Here is a 25,201-nt window from a genome sequence, read left to right on the forward strand (position 1 = left end):
CGCTCATCGCCGGCCACTACGCCCGAAGGCGCCCAGGTAGGCGCGCGTGACGCGCAGGCCGTTTTCGTAGGAGACGCCAGACACGTCCAGGCGGCTCTGCAGGCTCGATTGCGAGGCGTCGGTGCTGGCGGTGAGCAGGGTGAAGTTGTACAGGCCCTCGAACTTGCGGTAGGCGCGCACGCAGGTGACGGCCCGCATCGGCAGGCTGCGGGTGTGCACGAAGCGCTCGGTGCAGAACGGCTTGGTCAGGCGCGGATCGCCCGTGCTGCCCAGGTTGTTGACCTGGAAGGTGTCGCTGGCGAGCGTCGCGAAGCGCATCGGATCCATGGTGCCGCTGCGGATGTACTGGTGGGTCATGGCTACGTTGCCGGTCTGCTGCACGTCCGACACGAACACCGCCGACTGCATCACGCAGCTCATCGAGTCGGTGCTGTAGACCGCGCCGCGGGCATTCGATCGTCCCCAGCAGCGCACCTCGCCCGATTCGCGCACCGGCACCAGGTACTGGCCCATGCCCTTGAGCGTGAGGGGTTCCTCGAGCAGCTTGTCGACCATGCTGCCCTGGTGCGCCAGCAGCTGCTTGCCGATCAGGGGATTGAAGTCGGCCGGCGGGGCGGCCTGCTCGGCCACCTTGCGCAGCAGCTCCTGCGCGTGCTTCACCGGCACCAGGAAGCTGACCGATTCGCCGTCGCGCCGGCGCGAGACGTTGATGCCGGCCACGGTGCCGCTGGCGGTCACGCTCGGCCCGCCGCTCATGCCCGAGTTGATCGGGCCGGAAAAGATCAGGCGGTCGTAGAAGCTGCGCGTGAGCACGCCGTTATAGGCGCCTTCCGAGATCGCGAAGCCCAGGTCGAGTGGATTGCCGAGCGAGTACAGGCGCTGCCCCTGGCGCAGCCGCACCGGCTGCTCGGGCACCTTGAAGAAGCCGCTGCCGTTGCGGTTGATGCGCACCACGGCCAGGTCGTGCAGCACGTCGACCGCCATCAGCTCGACCGGGCCGGTATTGCCGTCGGTGTCGATGTACTCGGCCGTATAGATGCCAGGGTCGAGCGCCATCTGCGACACCACGTGGTAATTGGTCAGCGCCAGGTTGCTGGTGCCGACCAGGAAGCCCGAGCCGACCGTCGACTGGGTGCGGCCGTTCTTGAGCAGCATGCGGATCTGCAGCAGGTCGCCGCGCGCGGAGTCGTACAGGTCCTGGGCCGCCAGCGACGGTTCGGGCAGGGCGTCCTGGGTCTCGGTCTCGCCCGGCAGCGGCGCGTTCGGCGTGGCCGCCGGCGCGGTATCCACCGGCATCTGCGGCGCGCCGACGGCGGCCCCGGCGCCGGCCGTGTTCTGGGACGCGCGCGGGGCGGGTTGCGTAAGATTCTGGGCCAGGTTCTGCGGCTGGGGCTGGGCAGCGGCCGGCGGCGACGTCGCCTCGAGGGCGGCGCCGATGGCGGTGCAGGTCAGCAGGAGTACCAGGACAGCTCGTTTCATGCAATAGTTTGATGGCAGTATGAGATGCTATCTTGCCACCGGATCAACGAGCGTTGCGCGCGTTAGCGCACGTTTGCACGCAATTACGATGCCGATGACGGCGTCTTGGCGGGTTCGACCAGGGCTTGCTCTCCCTGTTCGACGGCGGTCAGCGGGGCCATCATGTGGCCCAGCTTGGCCTGCTTGGTGTTCAGGTAGCTGTTGTTGTAGGCATTGCGGTTGACCAGCAGCGGCACGCGTTCGGCGACCGTGACGCCGATGCGGTTCAGGGCGTCGATCTTGCGCGGGTTATTGGTCATCAGGCGCACCGACTTGATGCCGAACTGCTCCAGCATCGGCCGGCACAGCTCGTAGTTGCGGGCATCGGCATGGAAGCCCAGCTGCAGGTTGGCCTCGACCGTGTCGGCGCCGGCTTCCTGCAGGCGGTAGGCGCGGATCTTGTTGACCAGGCCGATACCGCGGCCTTCCTGGCGCAGGTAGAGCAGGATGCCGCGGCCTTCTTCGGCGATGCGCTGCAGCGCACCTTCGAGCTGGGCGCCGCAGTCGCAGCGCTGCGAGAACATCACGTCGCCGGTGAGGCATTCGGAGTGCACCCGCGCCAGCACCGGCTCGCCGGTCGACAGGTCGCCCAGGGCCATCGCCAGGTGTTCCTTGCCGGTGGCCGGCTCGACCCAGGCGTGCAGCGTGAACTGGGCCCACGGCGTCGGCAGCGCGCACGAGGTGGCATAGTCCAGCAGGGAAGGCGGGGTGAGTGCGGCGGCGGTGGCTTGCATGACGGCGTTTCCAATCGATGGCGTGTACTTATCGCCGTCAAGTTTACCGGAAATCGGGCATGGCCGTGTGGAATCACCCGCTTTTCGGCCCAAGCCGCCGGACCCTCTGCCGTAAGGAGGACCAACACTTTTCATGCACGCTGGATGGAATGCGGTCGTGACGCGCGATTGACCAAGTCTCCTCTTGCCGGGGAGCGGGAGGCGCGTGATACGCTGGCAAAAAAATAATTTCAGGTACCGCATGCCGAATCTTCCTCGCTTCTCCGCCAGCCTGACCCCGCGTGGCCTCGGCGCCTGGCTGGCGCTCGCGTTCTCGCTGCTGACCGTGGTCCTGACCCTGCTGCTGGTCGAGGTGGTCGAGCGCTTTGCGACCGCCCAGGTCAAGAGCAGCATCGGCGCCGGGCTGGGCGAGATGGCGATGCAGACCGCCGACAAGCTCGATCGCGGCATGTACGAGCGCTATCGCGAGGTGCGGCTGATGGCGCGCCGCGGCGACCTGGTGGCCCCCGACGCCTCGCATGCCGAACGGCGCCGGATCCTGAACGACATGCAGTCGACCTACGGCTACTACGAATGGATCGGCATGACGTCGCTCGACGGCACGGTGCTGGCCGAGGCGCGCGGCCTGCTGGAAGGGAAGAACGTGGCCAAGCGGCCGTGGTTCATCAATGCCCTCGCGGGCACCTACGTCGGCGACGTGCACGAGGCGGTGCTGCTGGCCAAGCTGCTGCCGGTGCAGGAAGGCGAGCCGCGCCGCTTCGTCGACGTCGCCTTTCCCTGGCTGGATGCGGACGGCAAGCCGGCCGGGGTGCTGGGCACCCACCTGTCGTGGGAGTGGGCGCGCGACGTCGAACGGTCGATCATCGTGCCGGTGCAGGCGCGTAACCGGGTGCAGGCCCTGATCGTCAGCGCCGAAGGCGTGGTGCTGCTTGGGCCCGAAGGCCTGCAGGACAACAAGGTCGACCTGGCCAGCCTGGGCCAGGCGCGCCAGGGCCGCACCGGGTACGCGGTCGAGCGCTGGCAGGATGGGCGCGACTACCTGGTCGGCTACGCCGCCACCCGCGCGGTGGGCGACTATCCGGGCCTGGGCTGGCACGTGCTGGTGCGCCAGGACCTCGAGGATGCCTATCGCCCGGTGCGCGAGCTGCGCGCACGCGCGCTATGGAGCGGCGCCGCGCTGGCGCTGCTGTTCTCGCTGGCCGGCCTGCTGCTGGCGCGCCGCATCACGCGTCCCTTGCAGGCCCTGGCCGCGTCGGCCGACCGCCTGCGCCGCGGCGACAGCCAGGAGCTGGTACCGGCGCGGCGCGGCTACACCGAGGTGCGCCAGCTGTCGGGCGCGCTCAATGCGCTGGTGACGGCGCTGGTGGACCGGCGCGCCGAACTGCAGACGCTGAACGACACCCTGGAACAGCGGGTCGAGCAGCGCACCCTGGAACTGGAACGCGCGCTGGCCGCGGTGCGCGCCAGCGAGCAGCGCATGGCCACCATCGTCGGGGCGGCGCAGGACGCCTTCATCGCGGCCGACCAGCGCGGCATGATCCTCGACTGGAATCCGGCCGCCGAACGCATGTTCGGCTGGAGCCGTCACGACGCGGTGGGCTGGCCGCTGGCCGAGATGATCCTGCCGGAGCGTTACCGCGCCAGCATCGCCAAGGCGCTGCGCGGCTTCCACCAGGGCGGCGAGTTTGCGTACGACCGGCGCCTGGAGCGGATCGTGGTCAATCGCCAGGGCACGGAATTCACGGTCGAGACCACGGTGGCGCTGGCGGGCGAAGGCGTCGACGCCTTCTTCAGCATCTTCCTGCACGATATCTCCGAGCGCAAGAAGGTCGACCGCATGAAGAGCGAATTCGTGTCCACCGTCTCGCACGAGCTGCGCACGCCGCTCACCTCGATCCACGCCTCGCTGTCGCTGCTCGACACCGGCATGGCCGGCGAGCTGCCGCCGGACGTGGCCAAGCTGATCCACATCGCCAGCCAGAGCTGCGAGCGCCTGATGCGGATGGTGAACGACCTGCTCGACATCCAGAAGATCGAGGCGGGCCAGATGGAATACCAGCGCAGCGTGCAGCCGCTGGCGCCGGTGCTGCGGCACGCGGCCGAGACGATGGAGGGCCAGGCGCGCCAGGCCGGCATCGCGCTGCGCCTCGACCTGCCGCCGGGCGCCGAAGGGGTACAGGCCGCGATCGACCACGACCGCCTGGTGCAGGTGCTGAGCAACCTGCTATCGAACGCGATCAAGTTCACGCCGTCCGGCAAGACAGTGACGGTGGGACTGGCGCAGCGGCCCGGGTGGGCGCGCGTGAGCGTGACCGACGAGGGACCGGGCATCCCGCCCGTATTCCAGGGCCGCGTGTTCGAACGCTTCGCCCAGGCCGACGGCGCCGACTCGCGCCGCCGCAGCGGCACCGGGCTGGGGCTGAGCATCAGCAAGGCGATCGTCGAGGAGCATGGCGGCACGATCGGTTTCGAGACCCGGGCCGGGATGGGGACGCGGTTTACGGTGGAATTGCCGCTGGGGTAAATGCAAAGCGGGGTCACAAAGCGGGGTCAGGTCTGACATTCGGACACGGCCTCTGCAATGGGCTTCCGTAGAACAGTTCAGGTCGTGTCCAAATGTCAGACCTGACCCCGATTTTAGCGTCGGCAACAAAGCTGCCGACCCTACGGCCCAGAGCAGTTTGTGCGCCACCATTGCGCCGATCTAGCGCAGCTCGTGCACCGCCATCCCGCCAAAGCTCTTCCACGCGCCAAAGGATTGCTCCAACTGCGGCAGCAGGCGCATCAGCGCCGGCTTGTCGAAGTGGAAGGTGGTGGCCGAGCCGGCGATGCCGCGCCGGTCGGCCAGCGCATAGGCTTGCGCCTCATCCTGGGCCGCGGGCACCTTCAGCAGCATCAGCACCTTCTGCCCGGCCAGGTCGAACATCAGCAGGTCGCCCTTGTCGCCAGGCCCCACACGCCGGTAGTGGCGTTCCACGCCGGTGCCGGCCGGTCCGGCCTCGAGCGCGATGCGCACCCGCTTGCCGTGCCTGACGCCCCAGTCCAGGAAGGGCGCCGCGTGGCGCTGTATTTCATCGGGGGCGGTGCGGTAGTTGCGCACCGTCAGCGCGTCCACATGGCGTGCCAGGCCGCGCAGCAGCGCGTCCTCTTCGCTCCAGGCGGCCGGCGCCACGGCTTCGAGCCGCATCTTGCCTGCCGCCTTGCGCAGCGCGGCAAGCAGGTCGAGGTAATGGCCGTCGCGCGCCGCCACCGGCAGCTTGTCGGGATCGAGCAGCTGCGGCTGGACGTCGAACTGGACGCCCTTCAGGCTTTCTTTTGCGCCGGCCTGCGCGTTGTAGGCGGCGTAGGCGCGCATGCGGCCGACGGCGTCGGCGCGCACGGTCGGCAGGATCAGGTCCGGCCCCTCCTCGAAGGCGGTCACCGCGATGCCGCGGCTGTGCGCCTGGCGCACGAAGGCCGCCAATGCCCGCGGCTCGGCGACTTCGCCGGCGCGTACCGGCACATTGATGAACAACTCGCCCAGCCCTTCGCCGGCGGCCCAGTCGAGCATGTCGTCGGCGCGTTCACGCCAGGCGTTCGGGCTCCAGGCCCAGGTGGCGCGCGGCGCGCGCAGGCGCACGTCGGCCGCGTCCTCGAGGCCTTGCGTGGCCAGGCCCGGCTCGGGAGCGGGCGGCGGCGGCTCCGCGCCCAGCGTGTGGCCGGTGACGGTGAATTCCTTGTCGCGTTGTTCGCCGCGCAGCAGGATCGTGTCGCCCGGCGCAGCATCTCGTGGCAGGAAGTACAGGGCCTGGACGCCGCTGGCGGCCACCCTGAGCGGCATGGCGCGGCAGCCGGGATCGGGCTTGCCTGGCGCCTCGGTAACGATGGCGCGCATACGCACGCCCATGGTGGTGGTGTAGTCCTCGGTCACGGCGCCGGGCGAGGCGAGCGGGGCGCCGGGGCACAGCAGCAAGGTGGCTGCCTGGGCCGGCAAGGACAGCGATGACAGCAGAAGCGGAAGCAGAAAATTAGAGCGCGACATGCCCCGAGTGTAAGCGAGCCGGGCGATTCGCAGCGCCCGTTTCGGGACGCCTCGGGATCGCTTCAGTCGGCCGGCAGCAGCAGGCGCCGCACGCGCGCCAGCAATTCGTTCGGCTGGAAGGGCTTGCTGACGAAGTCGGTGGCGCCGGCGTCGAGCGCGCGCACGGTGTCGCGCTCGGTGTTCTTGGCGGTCAGCATGAGGATCGGCACCGCCGCCCATCCGGCGCGCGCGCGGGCCAAGGCGACGATCTCGAAGCCGTCGAGATGGGGCAGCATCACGTCCAGCAGCACCAGATCGGGAATCTCGGGACTGGCGGCGACGTACTCGCCCGCGGCGCGCCCGTCGGCCAGGTGCGTGACACGGTAGCCCTGGCGTTCGAGCATGAAACGCAATACCTGGGCAATGTGGTCGTCATCTTCGACCACCAGTACCAGGGGCGCGGGAGCGTGTTCGTTGAGCATGGTAGATTCTTCGTTGAATGTTCGATTATACCGATGCCCAGCAGGATTTTGGCGGGTGTGTTGCTAGAGGGAATCAACTAGTCGAGGTCCTGCGCAGCGGATCGAGCAGGCTGCGCAAATCATTATGGTCGAGTTCGTACATCAGGGCCAGTAACTGGCCCAGTTCGCCACGCGGGAAGCCTTCGCGCGCGAACCAGCCCAGGTAATGGCCCGGCAGGTCGGCAAGCTTACGCCCTTTATATTTCCCGTAGGGCATTTCGCGGACGAGGAGGAGGGAGAGGTGTTCGGCGTTCATCGTGCGGCACTTTAGCAAACAACGACGGCGTTGTAGCATTTCGATGACAAGGGGAGGGAAACGTCATGGATGACTTCAACCTGACGCGCTTCGTCGAGGCGCAGGAGCCGGTCTACGCCGGTGTGCTGGCCGAATTGCGGGCGGGGCACAAGCGCCGCCACTGGATGTGGTTCGTCTTTCCGCAGTTTAAGGGGCTGGGCAGCAGCGAGATGGCGCAACGCTATGCCATCGGCTCCGAGGACGAGGCCGCCGCCTACCTGGCCCATCCGGTGCTGGGCCGGCGCCTGCGCGAATGCGCCGGCATCGTCGCCGCGCTCGACGGGCCGTCGGCGCATGAGATCTTCGGCTATCCGGACGAGCTGAAATTCCGCTCGTCGATGACGCTGTTCGCCGACGTGGCGCCGGACGAGGCCGTGTTCCAGGCCTGCATCGACAAGTATTTCGACGGCGAGGCCGACCCGGAAACGCTGGCGCGGGTGTGAATTTGCGCGAAACGGCGGTTCAGGCGTCGGCGAACTGCGCCAGCAATTCGTCGGGCCGGCCGCGCATGGCCACGTGCAGGATCACCGCGGTGGAAAAGCGCAGCGCCGGATGACTGGCGCGGTGGCGGGCGTACCAGAACACTTCGTCGAGGTCGTCGTCCTCGTGCGCCGTCGTCAGCACCGTCTGTTCCGGCGCGACGTCTTCGTAGTCGAACGCTTCCAGGGCGGCATCCTCGACCGCCTCGTTCCAGCTCGCGCACTCCTTGCCCCAGGCCAGCATGTAGCGGCAGCCAGAATCGACCAGCCAGCGCGCGACGTCCCAGCGCCACATCTCGTCGCTGTCGTCGTCGATCACGACCACGGCCATGAACGGCGCCAGGTGCGTCAGGTCGGGCAGGGCGTCGTGAGGACGCAGCTGCAGGTAATGGGCTTTGTGTGCTTGCATGGTGTCGATGCCGGAAAAGGTTGGCGGCATTATCGCCGCCCTGCGCCGATCGTGCCAAGGTCTAGCTGACCGAGGCTGCCGGCGTGTGACAGCAGGCGCCGAGCAGCGCGTACAGCCGCCCGGTATCGATCGGCTTGACCAGGTGATGGTCGAAGCCGGCCGCCAGGATCTGGTCGCGGTCGCGCGCCTGGCCGTAGCCGGTGACGGCGACCAGCATCGCCTCCGCCGTTTCCGGCAGCGCGCGCAGGCGGCGCGCGAGCTCCAGCCCGTCGATCCCGGGCAGGCCGATGTCGAGCAGGCAGGCCTGGGGCCTGAACTGGCGCGCGCAGTCCAGCGCCCGCAGCGCGTCGTGCTCCACGGCGACCCGGTGGCCGCCCGACTCGAGCAGCATCGACAGGGTGACGGCCGCGTCGACGTTGTCGTCCACGACCATCACGCGCAGCGGTTCCGGCTGCGCGGGGCTGTGCAGCTCTGCGCGGGGCGGGGTGGCGGCGGTCTGCGGCTCCGGTAGCGGCAGGCAGACCGAGAAACGGCTGCCGCGGCCCTGGCCGGCGCTGTCGCAGGACACCGTGCCGCCATGCAGCTCGACCAGGCTTTTCACCAGCGCCAGGCCCAGCCCCAGGCCGCCCGAAGAGCGGTCGGACGAGCGCTCGGCCTGGGCGAACAGCTCGAAGGCGCGCGCCGCCAGCTCGGGCGCCATGCCGATGCCGTTGTCGAGAACGTGGACGCACAGGCGCCGTTCGGCGTCGACGGTCGATGTGACCTCGAGGCGCCCGTCTTCCGGCGTGTATTTGGCGGCGTTGTTGAGCAGGTTGGCGATCACCTGCACCAGGCGCTTGCGGTCGCCCGCAACCAGCGTGCCCGCCGGCGGCAGGCGCAGCGCCAGGTCGTGGCGGCGCGCCTGGATCAGCGGCATGACCTGTTCCACCGCCTCGTGCAGGACGGCGCCGACGTCGAGCGGTTCGGTGTCCAGTTCGACCAGGCCGCGCGTGACGCGCGAGACGTCCAGCAGATCGTCGATCAGCCCCGTCATGTGGCCGACCTGGCGCCCGATGATCTGGCTGGTGCGCTTGATGATCGTCTCGTCCAGCTTCATGCGCTGCAGCAGCTCGGCCGCGGCGCCGATCGGCGCCAGGGGATTCCTCAGCTCGTGCGCCAGCATGGCCAGGAATTCGTCCTTGCGGCGGTCGGCCTCGCGCAGCTTTTCTTCCGCCGCCTTGCGCTCGGTGATGTCGCTGGCGGCGCCGATCCATTCATAGATCGCCCCGCTGGCGTCGACCATCGGCACCGCGCGCGACTGGGTCCAGCCAAAGCTGCCGTCGGCGCGCCGCACCCGGTGCTCGAGTTCGAACACCGAGCCGTCGCGGATGGCGCGCGCGATCGCCTGGTGCAGCCGGCCATGGTCCTCGGGCGGGATGTACTCTTCGAGCCAGAAGCGGTTGGTGTCGGCCGTGTCCTTCAGGAAGCCGCGCCCTTCGAGATGGCGCAGCTGGGTCCAGTCGGGGCTCATGCGATAGATGACTTCGGCCGTCGCATTGGTCAGCGCGCGGAAGCGCTTCTCGCTTTCGCGCACGGCGGCCTCCGAGCGTACCTGGGCGGTGACGTCGCTGTTGCTGTGCGAGATGCAGACCAGTTCCCCGCCGGGGCCGAAGATCGGGGTGCTGGTCGAGGTCCAGAAGCGTTCCTCGAACACCGTCTGGCCGTTGGGCAGCACCACGGGAATCGGGTAGCGCACTGCCGGCAGGGTGTCGGGCAGGCCGGTCGCGCGCACCTTGTCGAGCGAGGCGCGCAGGTCCGCTTCGCCTGTGTCGTCCGGATCGTCGGGGTTGGCGGGGAAGGCCTGGAACAGGCTGACCCCTACCAGTTCCTCGCGGGTGCGCGACGAGGCCTTGAGGAAGGCATCGTTGACGGCAAGGATGATCGCGTCAGGCGTGGGCGACAGCAGGTAGTGCCCGAAGGGCGAGCTGTTGAAAGCCGACTCGAACAGGGTAGCTGGGAGCATCGTCGAAGTCCGGTTGCAGGAGCCGGAATTATAGGGCAGAAGTAGAGGTGTAAAACGGACAATTGAAGCAGTCACAATCCCTGTGTGCACGATCGCTAATTTAAAAACAACTGAGCCGATCAGCCGGCGGCGCGAGCGGGACGGCGGAAAGCATCGGCGGTTGCGTATAATCGACCTTAGCTTGTCCACTTATTACCAGAAAACAACAACTCATGGCCTCATCTTCCGACAACATCAGCATGGCGGTGTTCTGCGACTTCGAAAACGTCGCACTGGGCGTGCGCGACGCCAACTACGAGAAATTCGACATCCGGCCGGTGCTGGAACGCCTGCTGCTCAAAGGCAGCATCGTGGTCAAGAAGTCGTACTGCGACTGGGACCGCTACAAGGCCTTCAAGGCGCCGATGCATGAGGCGAACTTCGAGCTGATCGAGATCCCGCATGTGCGCCAGTCAGGCAAGAATTCGGCCGACATCCGCCTGGTGGTCGACGCCCTCGACCTGTGCTACACCAAGTCGCACGTCAATACCTTCGTCATCATCAGCGGCGATTCCGACTTTTCGCCGCTGGTCTCCAAGCTGCGCGAGAACAACAAGCAGGTGATCGGCGTGGGCGTCAAGCAATCGACCTCCGACCTCCTGGTGGCCAACTGCGACGAATTCATCTTCTACGACGATCTGGTCCGCGAACAGCGCCGCACCGCGGCCAAGCGCGACGAGCGCAAGGCCCAACCGCAGTCGCGCCGCTCGAATGCGAACGCGGGCGACGACAAGCGCAAGGAAGAACTCGAGACGCGCAAACTGCAGGCACTCGACATGGTGGTCGAGACCTTCGACGCGCTGGTGTCCGAGCGCGGCGATACCGGCAAGATCTGGGCCTCGCTGTTGAAAGATACGCTCAAGCGCCGCCGTCCGGATTTCTCCGAAACCTATTATGGCTTCCGCACCTTTGGCAACCTGCTCGAAGAAGCCCAGACCCGCGGCCTGTTCGAGTTCGGCCGTGACGAGAAGTCGGGCACCTTTGTGTACCGCAGCGCGAATGCGCCGGCCACGCCGGCCGGCGTCGAGTCCGTGATCCAGGATGGCGCCCAGGCCACCGAGGCTGTGGTCCAGGACATGCTCGATGCCGCCGCGCCGGTCGAAGGCGCGCCGGACGAGCAGGCCAAGCCCGACACCCGCCGTGGGCGTGGCCGCGGTGGCCGCAAGGGCGGTGCTCGTGGCGAAACGGCGAAGATTCCAGCCCTGCTGGAACCTGTTGTCACCGACACCGAATCGCAGGTTGACGAGGTAGTCGAACAGCAGGTCGAACAGCAGGTCGAACAGCAGGCCGAGCTTGAGGCCATCGAGCAGCCGGCATCGCAGCCGACGCTGTTCGCGGTCGAGGCGGACGCCACGCAAGTGGAGGCACAGGCCGAGACGCCGGCACCGAAAGAGCGCCGCGGCGCCCCACGCAAACCATCGGCCAAGAAGCTCGCCGAGCAGGCAGCGCTGGAAGCCGCTGCCGCTGCTGAGCAGGCAGCAGCGCCGGCCGTGGCCGAGACGCCCGATGAGCCGCAGCTTCACGACGACGAAGAGTCGGACGAGGCGATCGACGCTGCTGCCGCGGCCAAGCTGGCGCGTTACAATCCCGCTCGTCCAGCCGCCAAGGCGCCGGCGCGCAAGGCTGCACCCCGCAGCCGCCGCCCGGCCAAGCCGAAGGCAGGTAGCGAGAAGGGCTGAGTCGCAGCGCGTGCGCCTGCCCGCGACAGGCGATGCAATAATCGCATCGCCTGTCCGATTCCGTGCAGGCACCGTCCGGTTGCGACCAAGGAGCCCGCCATGCGCGCCATGATCAGCCTGTTGCTGTTGTCCCTCCTGGGCGCCGTCATGCCGGCGCTGGCGCAGGATGCCCCGGCGTCCGATCACCCGATCCTGGGGATCTGGCGTCTCGAGGTGCCAGATACCAACTGCTCGGAAACCTACCGCTTCCGCGCCGACGGCACCACGCTGGTCACCAGCGCCGCCGAGATTTCCGAGAGCGTCTACACGATCCCCAACGAACCCGATTCCGAGGGTTTCTACCGCCTGACCGACCGTATCACCAAGGACAACGGCAAGCCCGACTGCTCCGGCAACGTCATGAAGCCGGGCGCCAATGTCACCCACTTCGTGCGCTTTCATCCGTCCGGCAAGCTGTTCCTGCTGTGCGCCGAAGCCTCGATCGAGGCCTGCATCGGCCCCTTCACGCGGGTGCGCGGCGAAGAAATCTGAAGGCGAGCCGGGGCGCCGGCCCTTGGGCCGGCCTGGCGTAAGGTGTATATTGCTGAGCGAAACATCAACCTCGGCACCCCATGTCCCCGCTACTTCTCTTCTGCATCCTCATCGCGTATTTCGCACTGCTGCTCGGCGTCGCCTGGGCCACTTCGAAAGGCGCCAACAACGACAGCTTCTTCATCGGTAACAAGAGCAGCAACTGGATGCTGGTCGCCTTCGGCATGGTCGGTACTACCCTGTCCGGCGTGACGTTTGTCAGCGTGCCGGGCGCGGTCGGCGTCGACGGGTTTGGCTATGCCCAGATCGTGATCGGCTACGTGATCGGCTATATCGCCGTGACCTATATACTGCTGCCGCTGTACTACCGCCTGCAGCTGACCTCGATCTACCACTATCTCGACGTGCGCCTCGGTCGGCGCGCCTATCAGAGCGGGGCCGGCTTCTTCATTATTTCGCGCCTGCTCGGCGCCACCGCGCGCCTCTACCTGGTGGTGAACATCCTGCAAGCCATCATCCTCGACAGCCTGGGCGTGCCGTTCTGGCTCAGCACCCTGGTCGTGCTGGGCATGATCCTGCTCTACACCTACCAGGGCGGCGTCAAGACCATCGTCTGGACCGACACCCTGCAGACCAGCTGCATGCTGTTCGGCCTGTTCGCCTGCGTCTGGATCCTGCTGGGCGAGTTGAATATGTCGATTCCGGAAAGCCTGAACCAGATGCAGGCGCAGGGCCTGGCCACGATCTTCACCCTTGACGTCGACAGCCCCAATTTCTGGCTCAAGCAGATCATCGCCGGCGCCCTGATCACGATCACCATGACCGGCATGGACCAGGAAATGATGCAGAAGACCATCTCGGTCAAGACCCTGAAGGATTCGCAAAAGAATATGCTGACCCTGACCGCGGTGCTGGTGGTGGTGCTGCTGTCCTTCGTGTTTCTGGGCGGCCTGCTATACCTGTATGCGCCGACGGTCGGCGTGACGGCCACGGGCGACAAGATCTTCCCGGCGGTGGTGATGGGTCATCTGCCGGCGGCCCTGCAAATCATCTTTTTGATTGCGCTGATCTCGGCCCTGTTCCCCAGCGCCGACGGGGCGATTACGGCGCTGACCTCGTCCACCTGCATCGACCTGCTCGGCATCAAGCGCCGCACCGACCTGACCCAGGCCCAGGCCGAAAGCCTGCGCCGCCGCGTGCACCTGGGCTTCGCCTTCCTGTTCCTGCTGCTGGTGCTGGGCTTCAAGGCGGCCGACAACCCGAGCATGATCGGCGTGATCCTCAAGCTGGCGGCCTACACTTACGGCCCCTTGCTCGGCCTGTTCGCCTTCGGCATGCTCACCGCGCGCACGCCGAACGACAGGCTTGTCCCGCTGGTGACGATCGGCGCACCCGTCCTGTGCGCGATCCTTGAGTACAATCAGGCTTACCTGCTCGGCGCTTACCGCCTCGGGCTGGAATTACTGTTGATTAACGGCATACTGGTGTTTGCCGGCTTGTATGCGATCTCGCGCCGGGCCCCTGGCGTTGCCGGGGCCGGGCAGGTCGCCTGACCGCTACGTTTCATTGACCTTGACTGGAGTTTCGATGGCCTTCAAGCCCCTCTATGCCTTGCGGCGCGGCTTCGTGTTCCTCTGGACCGCGCTCGACGTGACCCGCCGCACCTTCTTCAACCTGCTGTTCCTGCTGATCCTCATCCTGATCATCGCGATGTTCTTCGGCGGCGGCGTCAAGCCGCTGTCTGAAAAGACCGCGCTGGTGGTCGAGGTCAAGGGCGACCTGGTCGAGCAGTACGAGACCACCTTGCGCGACACGGTGCTCGACAACGTGGGCGGCGACAGCAAGCGCACCGTGCGCCTGCGCGACGTGATCACGGTGCTGGACAATGCCGCGCGCGACCCCAACATCACCAGCGTGGTGCTGCTGCTGGACGAGATGAACGGCGGCGGCATGGCCATGCTGCGCGAGTTCGGCGCCGCGGTGGACCGCGTCAAGAAGGCCGGCAAGACGGTCGTGGCCTGGAGCGGCCAGTACGACCAGAAGCGCTACCTGGTCGCCTCGCATGCCAACGAGGTCTATGTGCACCCGATGGGCATGGTGCTGATCGAAGGCTTCGGCGGGCGCCGCAACTACTACCGCGACGCGCTCGACAAGGTCGGCGTGACGGTCAACCTGGTCAAGGTCGGCACCTACAAGAGCGCGGCCGAGCCGTATATCGCCAACGGCCCGTCGGACGCCGCGCGCGAGGCCGACGCCTTCCTGTACAACGCGATGTGGTCCGGCTACACCGGCCTGGTCGAAAAGAACCGCAAGCTGCCCGACGGGGCGCTGGCCAGCATGATCGACACGCTGCCCGAGCGCATGGAAGCGGCCGGCGGCAGCGCCGCCAAGGTCGCGTTGCAGGCTAAATTGGTCGACGGCCTCAAGACCCGCGACGAGTTGCGCGCGCTGATGACCAAGCGCGGCGTCTACGAGGAAGACATCAAGTCGTTCCGCCAGATCGGCTTCCATGAATACCTGGCGCGCCACCCGCAGAAAGCCTTTGGCGACGCGGTCGGCGTGATCGTCGCCTCCGGCACCATCACCGACGGCGCGGGCGGTCCCGGCGTGATCGGTGGCCGCAGCACGGCCAACCTGATCCGCCAGGCGCGCGAGGACGATTCGATGAAGGCCCTGGTGCTGCGCGTCGATTCGCCCGGCGGCAGCGCCTATGGCTCCGAGTTGATCCGGCGCGAGCTGGAACTGACGCGCGCCGCCGGGAAGCCGGTGGTGGTCTCGATGGGCAGCGTGGCGGCGTCGGGCGGCTACTGGATCTCGATGGCGTCCGACGAAGTCATCGCCGACCCGGCCACCATCACCGGATCGATCGGCGTGTTCGCGCTGCTGCCGACCGCCGACAAGGTGGCCGACAAGCTGGGCGTGCGCACCGACGGCGTGACCACCACCTGGCTGGCCGATGCCTACAATCCGCTGCGTCCGCTCGACCCGCGCTTCCAGAAGCTGGTCCAGCAAAGCATCAACAACGTCTATGCCGACTTCACCAGCAAGGCAGCGGCGGCGCGCAAGACTACCCAGGCGAAGATCGACGAAGTGGGGCAGGGCCGCGTCTGGACCGGCGCCCAGGCCAAGGAACGCGGCCTGGTCGATCGCCTGGGCAGCTACAACGACGCCCTGGCCTCGGCCGCCGGCCGCGCCAAGCTGGCCAAGGATTACCGCGTGGTCTATGTCGAGCGTCCGGTGACGCGCGTGGAGCGCTTCCTGCAAATGGCCGGCGCCTCGGCGGCGCAGGCGATGACGATCCAGGTCAAACTGGGCCTGGTCGAGCAGGCGATTCCGGCAGGCCCGGTCGGGCAGGTGGCAGAAGACATGGCCTTCCTGTCCGAACTGACGCAGGAGCGCAAGCCGTTCGCGGCGGTGGCCCATTGCTTCTGCGGCAACTGGTGATCGATCATGTAAGTAGTTTGTAACTGATTAATACAGTGTTTCAGCGGGCGCGAGTGGAATCTCGCGCCCGTTTTTCGTTTACGTCGCCTAAATAGGGGCGAACTGTGTAAATCGGCGTTAAGGCAGGCGCTCGGGCGTCGATTCTAAGGAAGAGCAATGTACGTTACGAAACATTGTGAGTGAAACGCCCATGCTAAAGTCATTGTGACCCGTATTGTGCAATTAGCAAAACTATATAAAACAAGGACAAGCATGGACCAGCACCTCCCGCCCCATCCAACCACCGACCGTCCCGCCCGCACCCGGCGCGCCCGCCTCATCGGCGGCGTGATCGCCGTGCTGTCGATGGTGGCGCTGGGCGGCCTCGCCTGGTGGCTCACCCACCAGCCGGCGGGCGGCCCCGGTGGGGCGGGTGGGCCGGGGATGGCGGCCGGCGGCCCAGGTGGGCCGGGCGGCGCGCGTGGTCCGGGCGGACGGGGCGGCCCGGCCACCACGGTCGGCGTCGCGCGCGCCGAGCAGGCCGATATCCCGGTGACCCTGGAGGCGCTCGGCACCGTGGTCGCCGCGGCCACCGTCACCGTGCGTCCGCAGGTGTCGGGCGTGGTCCAGAAGATCCATTTCACCGAGGGCCAACTGGTCAAGCAAGGCCAGGTGCTGGCGACGATCGACCCGCGTCCGTTCGAGATGGCCTTGCTGCAGGCGCGCGGCCAGCGCCAGCGCGATGAAGCCCAGTTAGAGAGCGCGCGCCTGATCCTGTCGCGCTACCGCACCCTGCTCGAGCAGGATTCGATCGCGCGCCAGGAAGTCGATACCCAGGCCGCGCTGGTCAAGCAGCTCGAAGGCACCGGCATGACGAACAAGGCGGCCGAAGGCACGGCCCAGCTGAACCTGGATTACGCGACGGTGCGCGCGCCGATCGGCGGCCGGGTGGGCCTGCGCACGGTGGACGTCGGCAACCTGGTCGGCAGCGGCGATGCGGCCGGCATCGCCGTCATCACCCAGCTGTCGCCGATCGACGTCGAATTCGCCGTCCCGCAAGACCACCTGCCGGCGCTGCAGGGACGCATCGCGCAAGACGTGAAACTGCCGGCCACCGCGCTGGACCGCACCCGCACCGAGGCGCTGGCCACCGGCAGCTTCATCGCGCTCGACAACCAGGTCGACACCCAGACCGGCACCGTGCGCGCCAAGGCCCGCTTCGCCAATACCGACAACAAGCTGTTCCCCAGCCAGTTCGTCAACCTGCGCCTGACCGTCAATACCTTGAAGGACGCGGTGGTGGTGCCGGTGACGGCGCTGCGCCACGGCGCCAACGGCGACTTCGTCTACGTGCTCGATCCCGAGGCGCGCACCGTCGCGCTGCGCACTGTCAAGCGCGGCCAGGCGACCGTCGACAAGGTGCAGATCGCCAGCGGCCTGAAGGTGGGCGAGCAGGTGATCACAGAAGGCGCCGACCGCTTGCGCGATGGCGCCAGCGTGGTGTTGCCGGGGGATCGCCCGGCCGGTGCGCGTGGCCAGGGGCAAGGTCAGGGACGTGGCCAGGGACAAGGTCGTCCGGCCCAGGGAGCGCAGCAATGATGGTGGCTTCGGCGACCCGCGCCCCCCGCCCGTCGTTCCCGCGCAGGCGGGAACCTAAGTTAGCCCGCATCTCGACTGCGCACGCAGCACTTGGGTTCCCGCCGGGCTGCCGCCGAGGCCGGGAACGACGTGGTGGCTGTGCTGGCGTGTGGGGGCAAGCATGAGTCCCTCCACTCCCTTCATCAACCGCCCGGTCGCCACCGCCTTGCTGATGCTGGCGATCGTGCTCTCGGGCCTGGTCGGCTACCGCTTCCTGCCGCTGTCGGCGCTGCCGCAGGTGGACTTCCCGACCATCCAGGTGCAGACCCTGTACCCGGGCGCCAGTCCCGAAGTCATGGCGCGCACCGTCACCGCGCCGCTGGAGCGCCAGTTCGGCCAGATGGCCGGCCTGACCCGCATGAGTTCCACCAGCGCCGCCGGGGTCTCGATCGTCACCCTGCAGTTCGCGCTGGGCGAGACGCTCGACGTGGCCGAGCAGGAAGTGCAGGCCGCGATCAATGCCGGCGGCTCGCTGCTGCCGACCGACTTGCCGGCGCCGCCGGTCTACGCCAAGGTCAACCCGGCCGATGCGCCGGTGCTGACCCTGGCCATCACCTCGGATACGATGCCGCTGACCGAGGTGCAGAACCTGGTCAACACGCGCCTTGCGCTCAAGATCAGCCAGGTCTCGGGCGTGGGCCAGGTCTCGCTGTCGGGCGGCCAGCGGCCTGCGGTGCGGATCCAGGCCGATACCGAGGCGCTGGCGTCGTATGGCCTGGGGCTGGACACGCTGCGCACCGCGATCACCTCCGCCAACGCCAACAGCGCCAAGGGCAGCTTCGATGGCCCGACCCGCTCATATGCGATCAATGCCAACGACCAGCTGGTCACCGTCCCCGATTACCAGAACCTGATCGTCGCCTACCGCAACGGCGCCCCAGTCAAATTGCTCGACGTGGCCAAGGTGGTCGACAGCGCCGAGAACGTGCGCCTGGGCGCCTGGGCCAATATGAAGCCGGCGATCATCCTCAACGTCCAGCGCCAGCCGGGCGCCAACGTGATCGCCACCGTCGATGCGATCAAGGCGCGCCTGCCCGAGCTGCAGGCCGGCCTGCCGACGGCGCTGCGCATGGACGTGCTGAGCGACCGCACGACCGGCATCCGCTCCTCGGTCAAGCACGTGCAGATCGAGCTGCTGCTGGCCGTGGTGCTGGTGGTGCTGGTGATCTTCGCTTTCCTCCACAGCCTGCGTGCGACGATCATCGCCAGCCTCGCCGTGCCGATCTCGCTGATCGGCAGCTTCGGCGTGATGTACCTGCTCGGCTACAGCCTCAATAACCTCTCCCTGATGGCGCTGACGATCGCCACCGGCTTCGTGGTCGACGATGCGATCGTCATGATCGAGAACATCGCCCGCTACATCGAGAAGGGCGAAAAGCCGATGGCCGCCGCGATCAAGGGGGCGACCCAGATCGGCTTCACTATCATCTCGCTGACCGTGTCCCTGATCGCGGTGCTGATTCCGCTGCTGTTCATGGGCGACGTGGTCGGCCGCCTGTTCCGCGAATTCGCGGTGACGCTGGCGATCACGATCCTGATCTCGGGCGTGGTATCCCTGACGCTGGTGCCGATGATGTCGGCGCGCTGGTTGCGCAGCCACGAGGAAGAAAAGCCGAGCAAATTCGCCATCAAATTCCAGGCATTCTTCGACCGCGTGATCGAGCGCTACGACGTGATGCTCGGCTGGGTGCTGAAGCGCCAGGGCCTGACCCTGCTGGTGGCGCTGGGCACCCTGGTGCTGACGGCGCTGCTGTGGATGATCATCCCGAAAGGCCTGTTCCCGACCCAGGACACCGGCCAGTTGCAAGCGCGGGTGCAGGCGCGCCAGTCGATCTCGTACGCCGACATGGCCAAGCTGCAGCAGGAAGCGGCGCGCCAGATCATGGCCGACCCCGAGGTCGCCTCGGTGGCGTCCTATGTCGGCGTCGACGCGGCCAACAACACCATGCTGCATACCGGGACCATGTTGATCAACCTGAAGGCCGACCGCGGCGACCAGCGTGAGACCATGTTGCGCCTGCGCCAGCGGGTGGCCAATGTGGCGGGCCTGCAGCTGTTCCTGCAGCCGACCCAGGATCTGACCATCGACGCCGAGAGCGGCCCGACCCAGTACCGGCTGTCGATCGAAGGCTCCGATGAAGCGACCGTCAACGAGTGGGCGCGCCGGCTGACGCAAAAGATCGGCAGCCTGCCCGAACTGCGCACCGCGATCACCGATGCCGGCGCCACCGGCGCCGCCGCCTTCATCGACATCGACCGCGACACCGCGTCGCGCCTGTCGATCACGGCGGCCTCGATCGACGACGCGCTGTACAGCGCCTTCGGCCAGCGCATCGTGTCCACCATCTTCACCGAGACCAATCAGTACCGCGTGATCCTGGAGGCGCAGCAGGACGAGGCGATGTCGATCGCCGCGCTCGGCCGCCTGCAGCTGCGCACCGGTTCCGGCCAGCCGACGCCGCTGTCGGCGATCGCCACCATCAGCGAGCGCCAGGCGCCGCTGCAGGTGATCCACGTGGCCCAGTACCCGGCGGCGACGGTCGGCTTCGACACTGCTTCCGGCGCTTCGCTGGGCCAGGCGGTGAGCGCGATCCGCGCCGCCGCCGAGGAGATCGGCATGCCGGCCTCGGTCAGCATGACCTTCCTCGGCGCGTCCGGCGCCTACGAGGCTTCGCTGTCGAACCAGCTGTGGCTGATCCTGGCCGCCGTCGTCTGCGTCTACATTGTGCTGGGCGTGCTCTACGAGAGCTATATCCACCCGCTGACGATCCTGTCGACCCTGCCGTCGGCCGGCGTCGGCGCGCTGCTGGCGCTGTGGGTCAGCGGGCAAGGGCTGGGCGTGATCGGCATCATCGGCATCATCCTCCTGATCGGCATCGTCAAGAAGAACGCGATCATGATGATCGACTTCGCGATCGAGGCCGAGCGCGAGGAGGGCAAGTCGCCGCTGGTGGCAATCAGGCAGGCCGCGCTACTGCGCTTCCGCCCGATCCTGATGACGACCCTGGCGGCGCTGTTCGCGGCCGTCCCGCTGATGCTGGGCACCGGAGAAGGCGCCGAGTTGCGCCGGCCGCTGGGTCTGGCCATCTTCGGCGGCCTGATCCTGAGCCAGTTGCTCACGCTGTTCACCACCCCGGTGATCTACCTGGCCTTCGACCGTACCGCGCGGCGCTGGACCGGCAAAGCACCGCACAAGACCGAAGGGGCGGGCGCATGAATCTGTCGCGCCCCTTCGTCGAGCGCCCGATCGCCACGGTCCTGCTGACGATCGGCCTGGCGCTGGCCGGCATCGGCGCCTATTTCGTGCTGCCGGTGGCGCCGCTGCCCCAGGTCGACTATCCGACCGTCTCGGTGTCGGCCTCGCTGCCGGGCGCCAGCCCGGAGACGATGGCGTCGAGCGTGGCCACGCCGCTCGAGCGGCGCCTGGGCGTGATCGCCGGCGTCAACGAGATGACTTCGAGCAGCAGCACCGGCTCGACCCGCATTAACCTGCAGTTCGAACTGAACCGCCAGATCGACGCCGCCGCGCGCGAGGTGCAGGCGGCGATCAGCGCCTCGCGCGCCGACCTGCCGGCGACCCTGCGCAGCAACCCGACCTATCGCAAGGCCAATCCTTCGGACGCGCCGGTGATCATCCTGGCGCTGACCTCGAAGACCAAATCCCCGGCCCAGATCTACGATTCGGTGTCGAACCTGGTCCAGCAGCGGCTGGCCCAGGTAAAGGGCGTGGGCGAAGTGGAGATCGGCGGCGGCTCGCTGCCGGCGGTGCGGGTCGAGCTGGTGCCGTATGCGATGAACCGCTATGGCGTCTCGAGCGAGGACGTGCGCGCCGCGATCCAGGCCAGCAATCCGAACCGCCCCAAGGGCGAGATCGAGGGCAATGGCAATCGCCTGCAGATCTATTCGCAGCCGGCCGGCGGCGATGGCCGCAGCGCCAGCGACTACAAGGACCTGATCGTCGCCTGGCGCGACGGCGCCGCCGTGCGCCTGTCGGACGTGGCCACCGTGTTCGACGGCCCCGAGAACGTGTACACGCTGGGCCTGTTCAACGGCCAGCCGGCGGTGATCGTGCTGGTCACGCGCCAGCCCGAGGCCAATGTGATCGAGACCGTGGACGGCATCCGCGACCTGCTGCCGTCGCTGCAGGCGCAGCTGCCGGGCGACATCAGCCTGGCGGTGGCCTCGGACCGCACCAACTCGATCCGCGCCTCGCTGCACGAGATCGAGTTCACCCTGGTGCTGTCGATCGTGCTGGTGGTGGGGGTGGTCAGCGTGTTCCTGCGGTCCTTGCGCGCCACCGTGGTGCCGGCGGTGGCCACCGTGGTGTCCCTGCTGGGCACCTTCGGCGTGATGTACGCACTTGGTTTCTCGCTCAACAACCTGTCGCTGATGGCCTTGACGGTGGCCGCCGGCTTCGTCGTCGACGACGCCATCGTGGTGCTGGAAAATACCGCGCGCCATATCGAGAACGGCATGGACCGCATGCAGGCCGCGCTGCTGGGTGCGCGCGAGGTGGGCTTTACCGTGCTGTCGATCTCGCTGTCGCTGGTGGCGGTGTTCATTCCGCTGCTGTTCATGGGCGGGCAGGTGGGTCGCCTGTTCCGCGAATTCGCGGTGACGCTCTCGGCGGCGGTGCTGATCTCGCTGGTGATCTCGCTGACCACGACGCCGATGATGTGCGCCTGGCTGCTGCGCAAGGAAGACCCGGACAAGAAGCCGGGCCGTCTGGCGCGCTGGTCCGAGAACGGCTTTGCGCGCGTGCTGCGCGTCTATGAACACGCGCTCGACTGGGCGCTGGACAGCAAGCTGCTGGTGATGATCATCCTGCTGTTCACGGTGGCGCTGAACGTCTATCTGTTCTCCAGCGCCCCGAAGGGCTTCTTCCCGCAGCAGGACTCGGGCCAGATGAATGGCGGCATCCGCGCCGACCAGAGCATCTCGTCGCAGGCCATGCAGCAAAAGATCTACCAGCTGGTGGAGATCATCCGCAAGGATCCGGCGGTCGACACGGTCGTCGCCTTCACCGGCGGCGGGCGCGCCGGCGGCGGCTTCATGTTCGTCAACCTCAAACCCGTGGGTGAGCGCGATGTCGCGGCCCAGGCCGTGATCGCGCGCCTGCGCCCGCAGATGGCCAAGGTCACAGGCATCACGATCTTCCTCAATCCGGTGCAGGACTTGCGCATGGGCGGGCGCTCCAGCAACTCGACCTATCAGTACACGCTCAAGAGCGACAACGCCGAAGACCTCAAGGTATGGGCCACGCGCCTGGCCGAGTCCATGAAGGCGCAGCCGGCGCTGGTCGACGTCGACACCGACCAGGCCGAGAACGGCGTCGAAACCTACGTCACCATCGACAAGGAATCGGCGGCGCGCATGGGCATCAGCACGCGCGACGTCACCAATGCGCTGTACAACGCCTTCGGACAGCGCCAGGTGGCGAACATCTACGATGAGCTGAACCAGTACCACGTGGTGATGGGCGTGGCCCAGAAGTACGCGCAGTCGCCCGAAGCGCTGAAGGACGTCTATGTCCCGGCGCGGCCGACCGGCGGAGCGTCCAGCGCGGCCTCCACCGGCACCGGCACGGCCGCCGCGACTGGCGCCGCCGGGGCCTCGACCTCGACCACGGCGAACCTGACCGCGGCGCGTGACCCGTCCGGCGGGCAGGCCCTGGCCAGCGCCGCCGCCACCATGGTGCCGCTGTCGGCGATCGCGCGGTTTGCCGAAAGCGCCACGCCGACCTCGGTCAGCCACCAGGACGGGGAACTGGCTACCACGGTGTCTTACAACCTGAACCCGGGCTTCACCCTGGACGATGGCCAGGCCGCGGTGCGCCAGGCCGAGGCCGACATCGGCATGCCGAGCAATGTGCGCGGCAGCTTCCAGGGCACGGCGGCTGCGGCGCAAGAGTCGAGCAAGGAGCAGCCGCTGCTGATCCTGGCCGCGATCATCGTGATCTATATCGTCCTGGGCATCCTCTACGAGAGCCTGATCCACCCGGTGACCGTGCTGTCGACGCTGCCGTCTGCCGGCGTCGGCGCGGTGCTGGCGCTGCTGCTGTTCAAGATGGAGTTTTCGATCATCGCCCTGATCGGGGTCTTCCTCCTGATCGGCATCGTCAAGAAGAACGCGATCCTGATCATCGACTTCGCGCTGGAGGCCGAGCGTGCACGCGGGCTCACCGCGATGGAGGCGGTGCGCGAGGCCTGCATGCTGCGCTTCCGCCCGATCTTGATGACGACCCTGGCCGCGGCCCTGGGCGCGCTGCCGCTGGCGATCGGCTTCGGCGAAGGCTCGGAGTTGCGCCGCCCGCTTGGCATCGCCATCATCGGCGGCCTGATCGCGAGCCAGCTCCTGACCCTGCTCACCACGCCGGTGGTCTACGTCCTGCTCGACAAACTGCGCACGCGCAAACCCGATGAACACAATCTGACCCGCCATCCTCACGACGAGGGTGGCCCGTCCCTGGCCAAACCATGACCACTATGCGACAACAGCTTCCATTCCGTCTTTCCCTGCTCGCTCTTGCCCTGGCCCTGGCCGGCTGCGCCGTCGGCCCGGCCTATGAACGACCGGAGCCGCTTGCCGCCGGTGCGGCGCTGCCGGGAACCTACAAGGAGGCCGAAGGCTGGGTGCCGGCCGCGCCGGCCGACGCGCTCGAACGCGGCCCCTGGTGGACCCTGTTCGAAGACCCCGAGCTCGATCGCCTGGCCAAGCAGGTGGAGGCCGCGAACCAGAACGTGGCGGTGGCGGTCGCCAACTACGCCCAGGCGCGCGCGCTGGTGGCGCAGCAGCGCGCCTCGCTGTTCCCGGTGGTGACGCTGGGCGCCGGCGCCGACCGCGCCGGTGGGGGAGAACGCAGTGCGGATAATGCCTACCGCCTGCAGATCGGCGCCAGCTGGGAACCCGACGTGTTCGGCCGCCTCAAGAACGCAGTGACCGGCGCCGAGGCCAGCGCCCAGGCCACCGCCGCCGACCTGGCCAACGCCGTCCTCGCGGCCCAGGGCGAGCTGGCGATCAACTACTTCTCGCTGCGCCAGACCGACGCCCAGCGCGAGATGCTGGCCTCGACCATCGAAGGCTACGAGCGCGTGCTGCAGATCACCTCGAACCGATTCGAGGCCGGCATCGCGGCGCGCTCCGACGTGCTGCAGGCCCAGACCCAACTGGCCAATGCGCGCAGCGAGGCGCTCGGCCTGCAGAACCAGCGCGCCCAGCTCGAGCATGCGATCGCGGTGCTGGTCGGCCAGACCCCCTCAAGCTTCTCCCTGCCGCCGGCGCCATGGCATGTGTCGGTGCCGGACGTGCCGGTCGGTGTGCCCTCGACTTTGCTGCAGCGCCGTCCCGACATCGCCGCCGCCGAACGCGACGTGGCGGCGGCCAATGCCGACATCGGCATCGCGCGCTCGGCCTATTTCCCCAATTTCGGCCTATCCGCCTCTTACGGCAACAATACGAGCCGCGTGGGCGACCTGTTCTCGGCGTCCGCTGCGGCCTGGTCGTTCGGCCTGTCGGCGGCCCAGACCATCTTCAATGCCGGCGCCACCCGCGCCAGCGTCGAAGGCGCAGAGGCGCGCCACCAGGCGACCGTGGCGCGCTACCGCCAGGTGGCCCTGGACGCCTTCGCCACCGTCGAGAACGGCCTGTCCGCCACCCGCGTGCTGGAGCAGCAGCAGCAATTGCGGGCCGAGGCGGCCGAGGCGGCCGGGCTGGTCGAAGAGCAGATCCTGAACCGCTACAAGGCGGGGCAGGTGAGTTATACCGAGGTGGTGCAGGCCCAGGTGACGGCCCTGAATGCGCGCCGCTCGCTGGTACAGGTGCAGGCCGACCGCCAGACGGCGGCGGTGTCGCTGATCCAGGCGCTGGGCGGCGGGTGGCAGGAAGACAGGCTGGCAGACGCCGCGCAATAATCATGCGTCAGGCATTACAATGC

17 protein-coding genes are annotated in these 25,201 nt (G+C 67.6%); 10 read left to right on the plus strand and 7 right to left on the minus strand.

Going from position 1 to position 25,201, the window contains the following annotated elements; translation table 11 throughout:
- Nucleotides 1-3: 3 nt before the first annotated feature.
- Together SOM28_RS17095 and ribA are read right to left on the minus strand one after the other, a co-directional pair.
- A complete protein-coding gene (locus tag SOM28_RS17095) occupies nt 4-1,479 on the minus strand; it encodes a S1 family peptidase (RefSeq protein WP_123071988.1) in 1,476 nt (491 codons plus the stop codon).
- Between the two features lie 83 nt (nt 1,480-1,562).
- Nucleotides 1,563-2,252: a GTP cyclohydrolase II gene (ribA, locus tag SOM28_RS17100; protein WP_320468816.1), complete on the minus strand. Its 690-nt coding sequence runs from the start codon at nt 2,250-2,252 to the stop codon at nt 1,563-1,565.
- 241 nt (nt 2,253-2,493) lie between these two features.
- Between ribA and SOM28_RS17105 the strand changes: the two genes are divergently transcribed.
- A complete protein-coding gene (locus SOM28_RS17105; RefSeq protein WP_320468817.1) occupies nt 2,494-4,776 on the plus strand; it encodes an ATP-binding protein in 2,283 nt (760 codons plus the stop codon).
- Between the two features lie 180 nt (nt 4,777-4,956).
- On the opposite strand, the gene SOM28_RS17110 is transcribed toward SOM28_RS17105, so the two are convergent.
- The 3 genes from SOM28_RS17110 to SOM28_RS17120 form a co-directional block, all read right to left on the minus strand.
- Nucleotides 4,957-6,273: a hypothetical protein gene (locus SOM28_RS17110; RefSeq protein ID WP_320468818.1), complete on the minus strand. Its 1,317-nt coding sequence runs from the start codon at nt 6,271-6,273 to the stop codon at nt 4,957-4,959.
- A gap of 62 nt (nt 6,274-6,335) precedes the next feature.
- Entirely contained in the window at nt 6,336-6,734 is a 399-nt protein-coding gene (locus SOM28_RS17115; protein ID WP_123071992.1) for a response regulator transcription factor, read from the minus strand.
- A gap of 73 nt (nt 6,735-6,807) precedes the next feature.
- A complete protein-coding gene (locus SOM28_RS17120; RefSeq protein ID WP_320468819.1) occupies nt 6,808-7,029 on the minus strand; it encodes a DUF3820 family protein in 222 nt (73 codons plus the stop codon).
- Nucleotides 7,030-7,094: 65 nt separating this feature from the next.
- On the opposite strand from SOM28_RS17120, the gene SOM28_RS17125 reads away from it, so the two are divergent.
- Entirely contained in the window at nt 7,095-7,511 is a 417-nt protein-coding gene (locus tag SOM28_RS17125) for a DUF1810 domain-containing protein (protein WP_320468820.1), read from the plus strand.
- A gap of 19 nt (nt 7,512-7,530) precedes the next feature.
- On the opposite strand, the gene SOM28_RS17130 is transcribed toward SOM28_RS17125, so the two are convergent.
- Together SOM28_RS17130 and SOM28_RS17135 are read right to left on the minus strand one after the other, a co-directional pair.
- Entirely contained in the window at nt 7,531-7,956 is a 426-nt protein-coding gene (locus SOM28_RS17130; protein ID WP_147933159.1) for a DUF7684 family protein, read from the minus strand.
- Nucleotides 7,957-8,017: 61 nt separating this feature from the next.
- Complete coding sequence (locus SOM28_RS17135) at nt 8,018-9,958, minus strand: PAS domain-containing hybrid sensor histidine kinase/response regulator (RefSeq protein WP_320468821.1); 1,941 nt, start codon at nt 9,956-9,958, stop codon at nt 8,018-8,020.
- 212 nt (nt 9,959-10,170) lie between these two features.
- Here SOM28_RS17135 and SOM28_RS17140 point away from each other — a divergent pair, with 212 nt between their 5' ends.
- The 8 genes from SOM28_RS17140 to SOM28_RS17175 all read left to right on the plus strand — a co-directional run bounded on the left by SOM28_RS17140 (nt 10,171) and on the right by SOM28_RS17175 (nt 25,178).
- Nucleotides 10,171-11,676, plus strand: coding sequence for an NYN domain-containing protein (locus SOM28_RS17140; RefSeq protein ID WP_320468822.1), 1,506 nt, complete (start codon nt 10,171-10,173; stop codon nt 11,674-11,676).
- A gap of 99 nt (nt 11,677-11,775) precedes the next feature.
- Nucleotides 11,776-12,207 (plus strand): hypothetical protein, encoded by a 432-nt coding sequence (locus SOM28_RS17145; RefSeq protein WP_320468823.1) that lies wholly within the window; start codon nt 11,776-11,778, stop codon nt 12,205-12,207.
- Between the two features lie 80 nt (nt 12,208-12,287).
- On the plus strand, nt 12,288-13,760 hold the full coding sequence (locus SOM28_RS17150; protein WP_320468824.1) for a sodium:solute symporter: 1,473 nt from the start codon (nt 12,288-12,290) through the stop codon (nt 13,758-13,760).
- Between the two features lie 34 nt (nt 13,761-13,794).
- Entirely contained in the window at nt 13,795-15,651 is a 1,857-nt protein-coding gene (gene sppA, locus SOM28_RS17155; RefSeq protein WP_320468825.1) for a signal peptide peptidase SppA, read from the plus strand.
- 252 nt (nt 15,652-15,903) lie between these two features.
- Nucleotides 15,904-17,229 (plus strand): efflux RND transporter periplasmic adaptor subunit, encoded by a 1,326-nt coding sequence (locus tag SOM28_RS17160; protein ID WP_320468826.1) that lies wholly within the window; start codon nt 15,904-15,906, stop codon nt 17,227-17,229.
- A gap of 160 nt (nt 17,230-17,389) precedes the next feature.
- Nucleotides 17,390-20,485 carry an efflux RND transporter permease subunit gene (locus SOM28_RS17165; RefSeq protein WP_320468827.1) on the plus strand — a complete coding sequence of 1,032 codons (3,096 nt, stop codon included), beginning with the start codon at nt 17,390-17,392 and terminating at the stop codon, nt 20,483-20,485.
- Nucleotides 20,482-23,748: an efflux RND transporter permease subunit gene (locus SOM28_RS17170; RefSeq protein ID WP_320468828.1), complete on the plus strand. Its 3,267-nt coding sequence runs from the start codon at nt 20,482-20,484 to the stop codon at nt 23,746-23,748. The genes SOM28_RS17165 and SOM28_RS17170 overlap by 4 nt, the downstream gene beginning before the upstream one ends.
- Nucleotides 23,745-25,178, plus strand: coding sequence for an efflux transporter outer membrane subunit (locus SOM28_RS17175; protein ID WP_320468829.1), 1,434 nt, complete (start codon nt 23,745-23,747; stop codon nt 25,176-25,178). The genes SOM28_RS17170 and SOM28_RS17175 overlap by 4 nt, the downstream gene beginning before the upstream one ends.
- Nucleotides 25,179-25,201: the final 23 nt, after the last annotated feature.

Origin of the sequence: Massilia sp. CFBP9026 (assembly GCF_034045165.1) — a bacterium.
In the GTDB taxonomy this organism is placed as follows: domain Bacteria; phylum Pseudomonadota; class Gammaproteobacteria; order Burkholderiales; family Burkholderiaceae_D; genus Telluria; species Telluria arenae.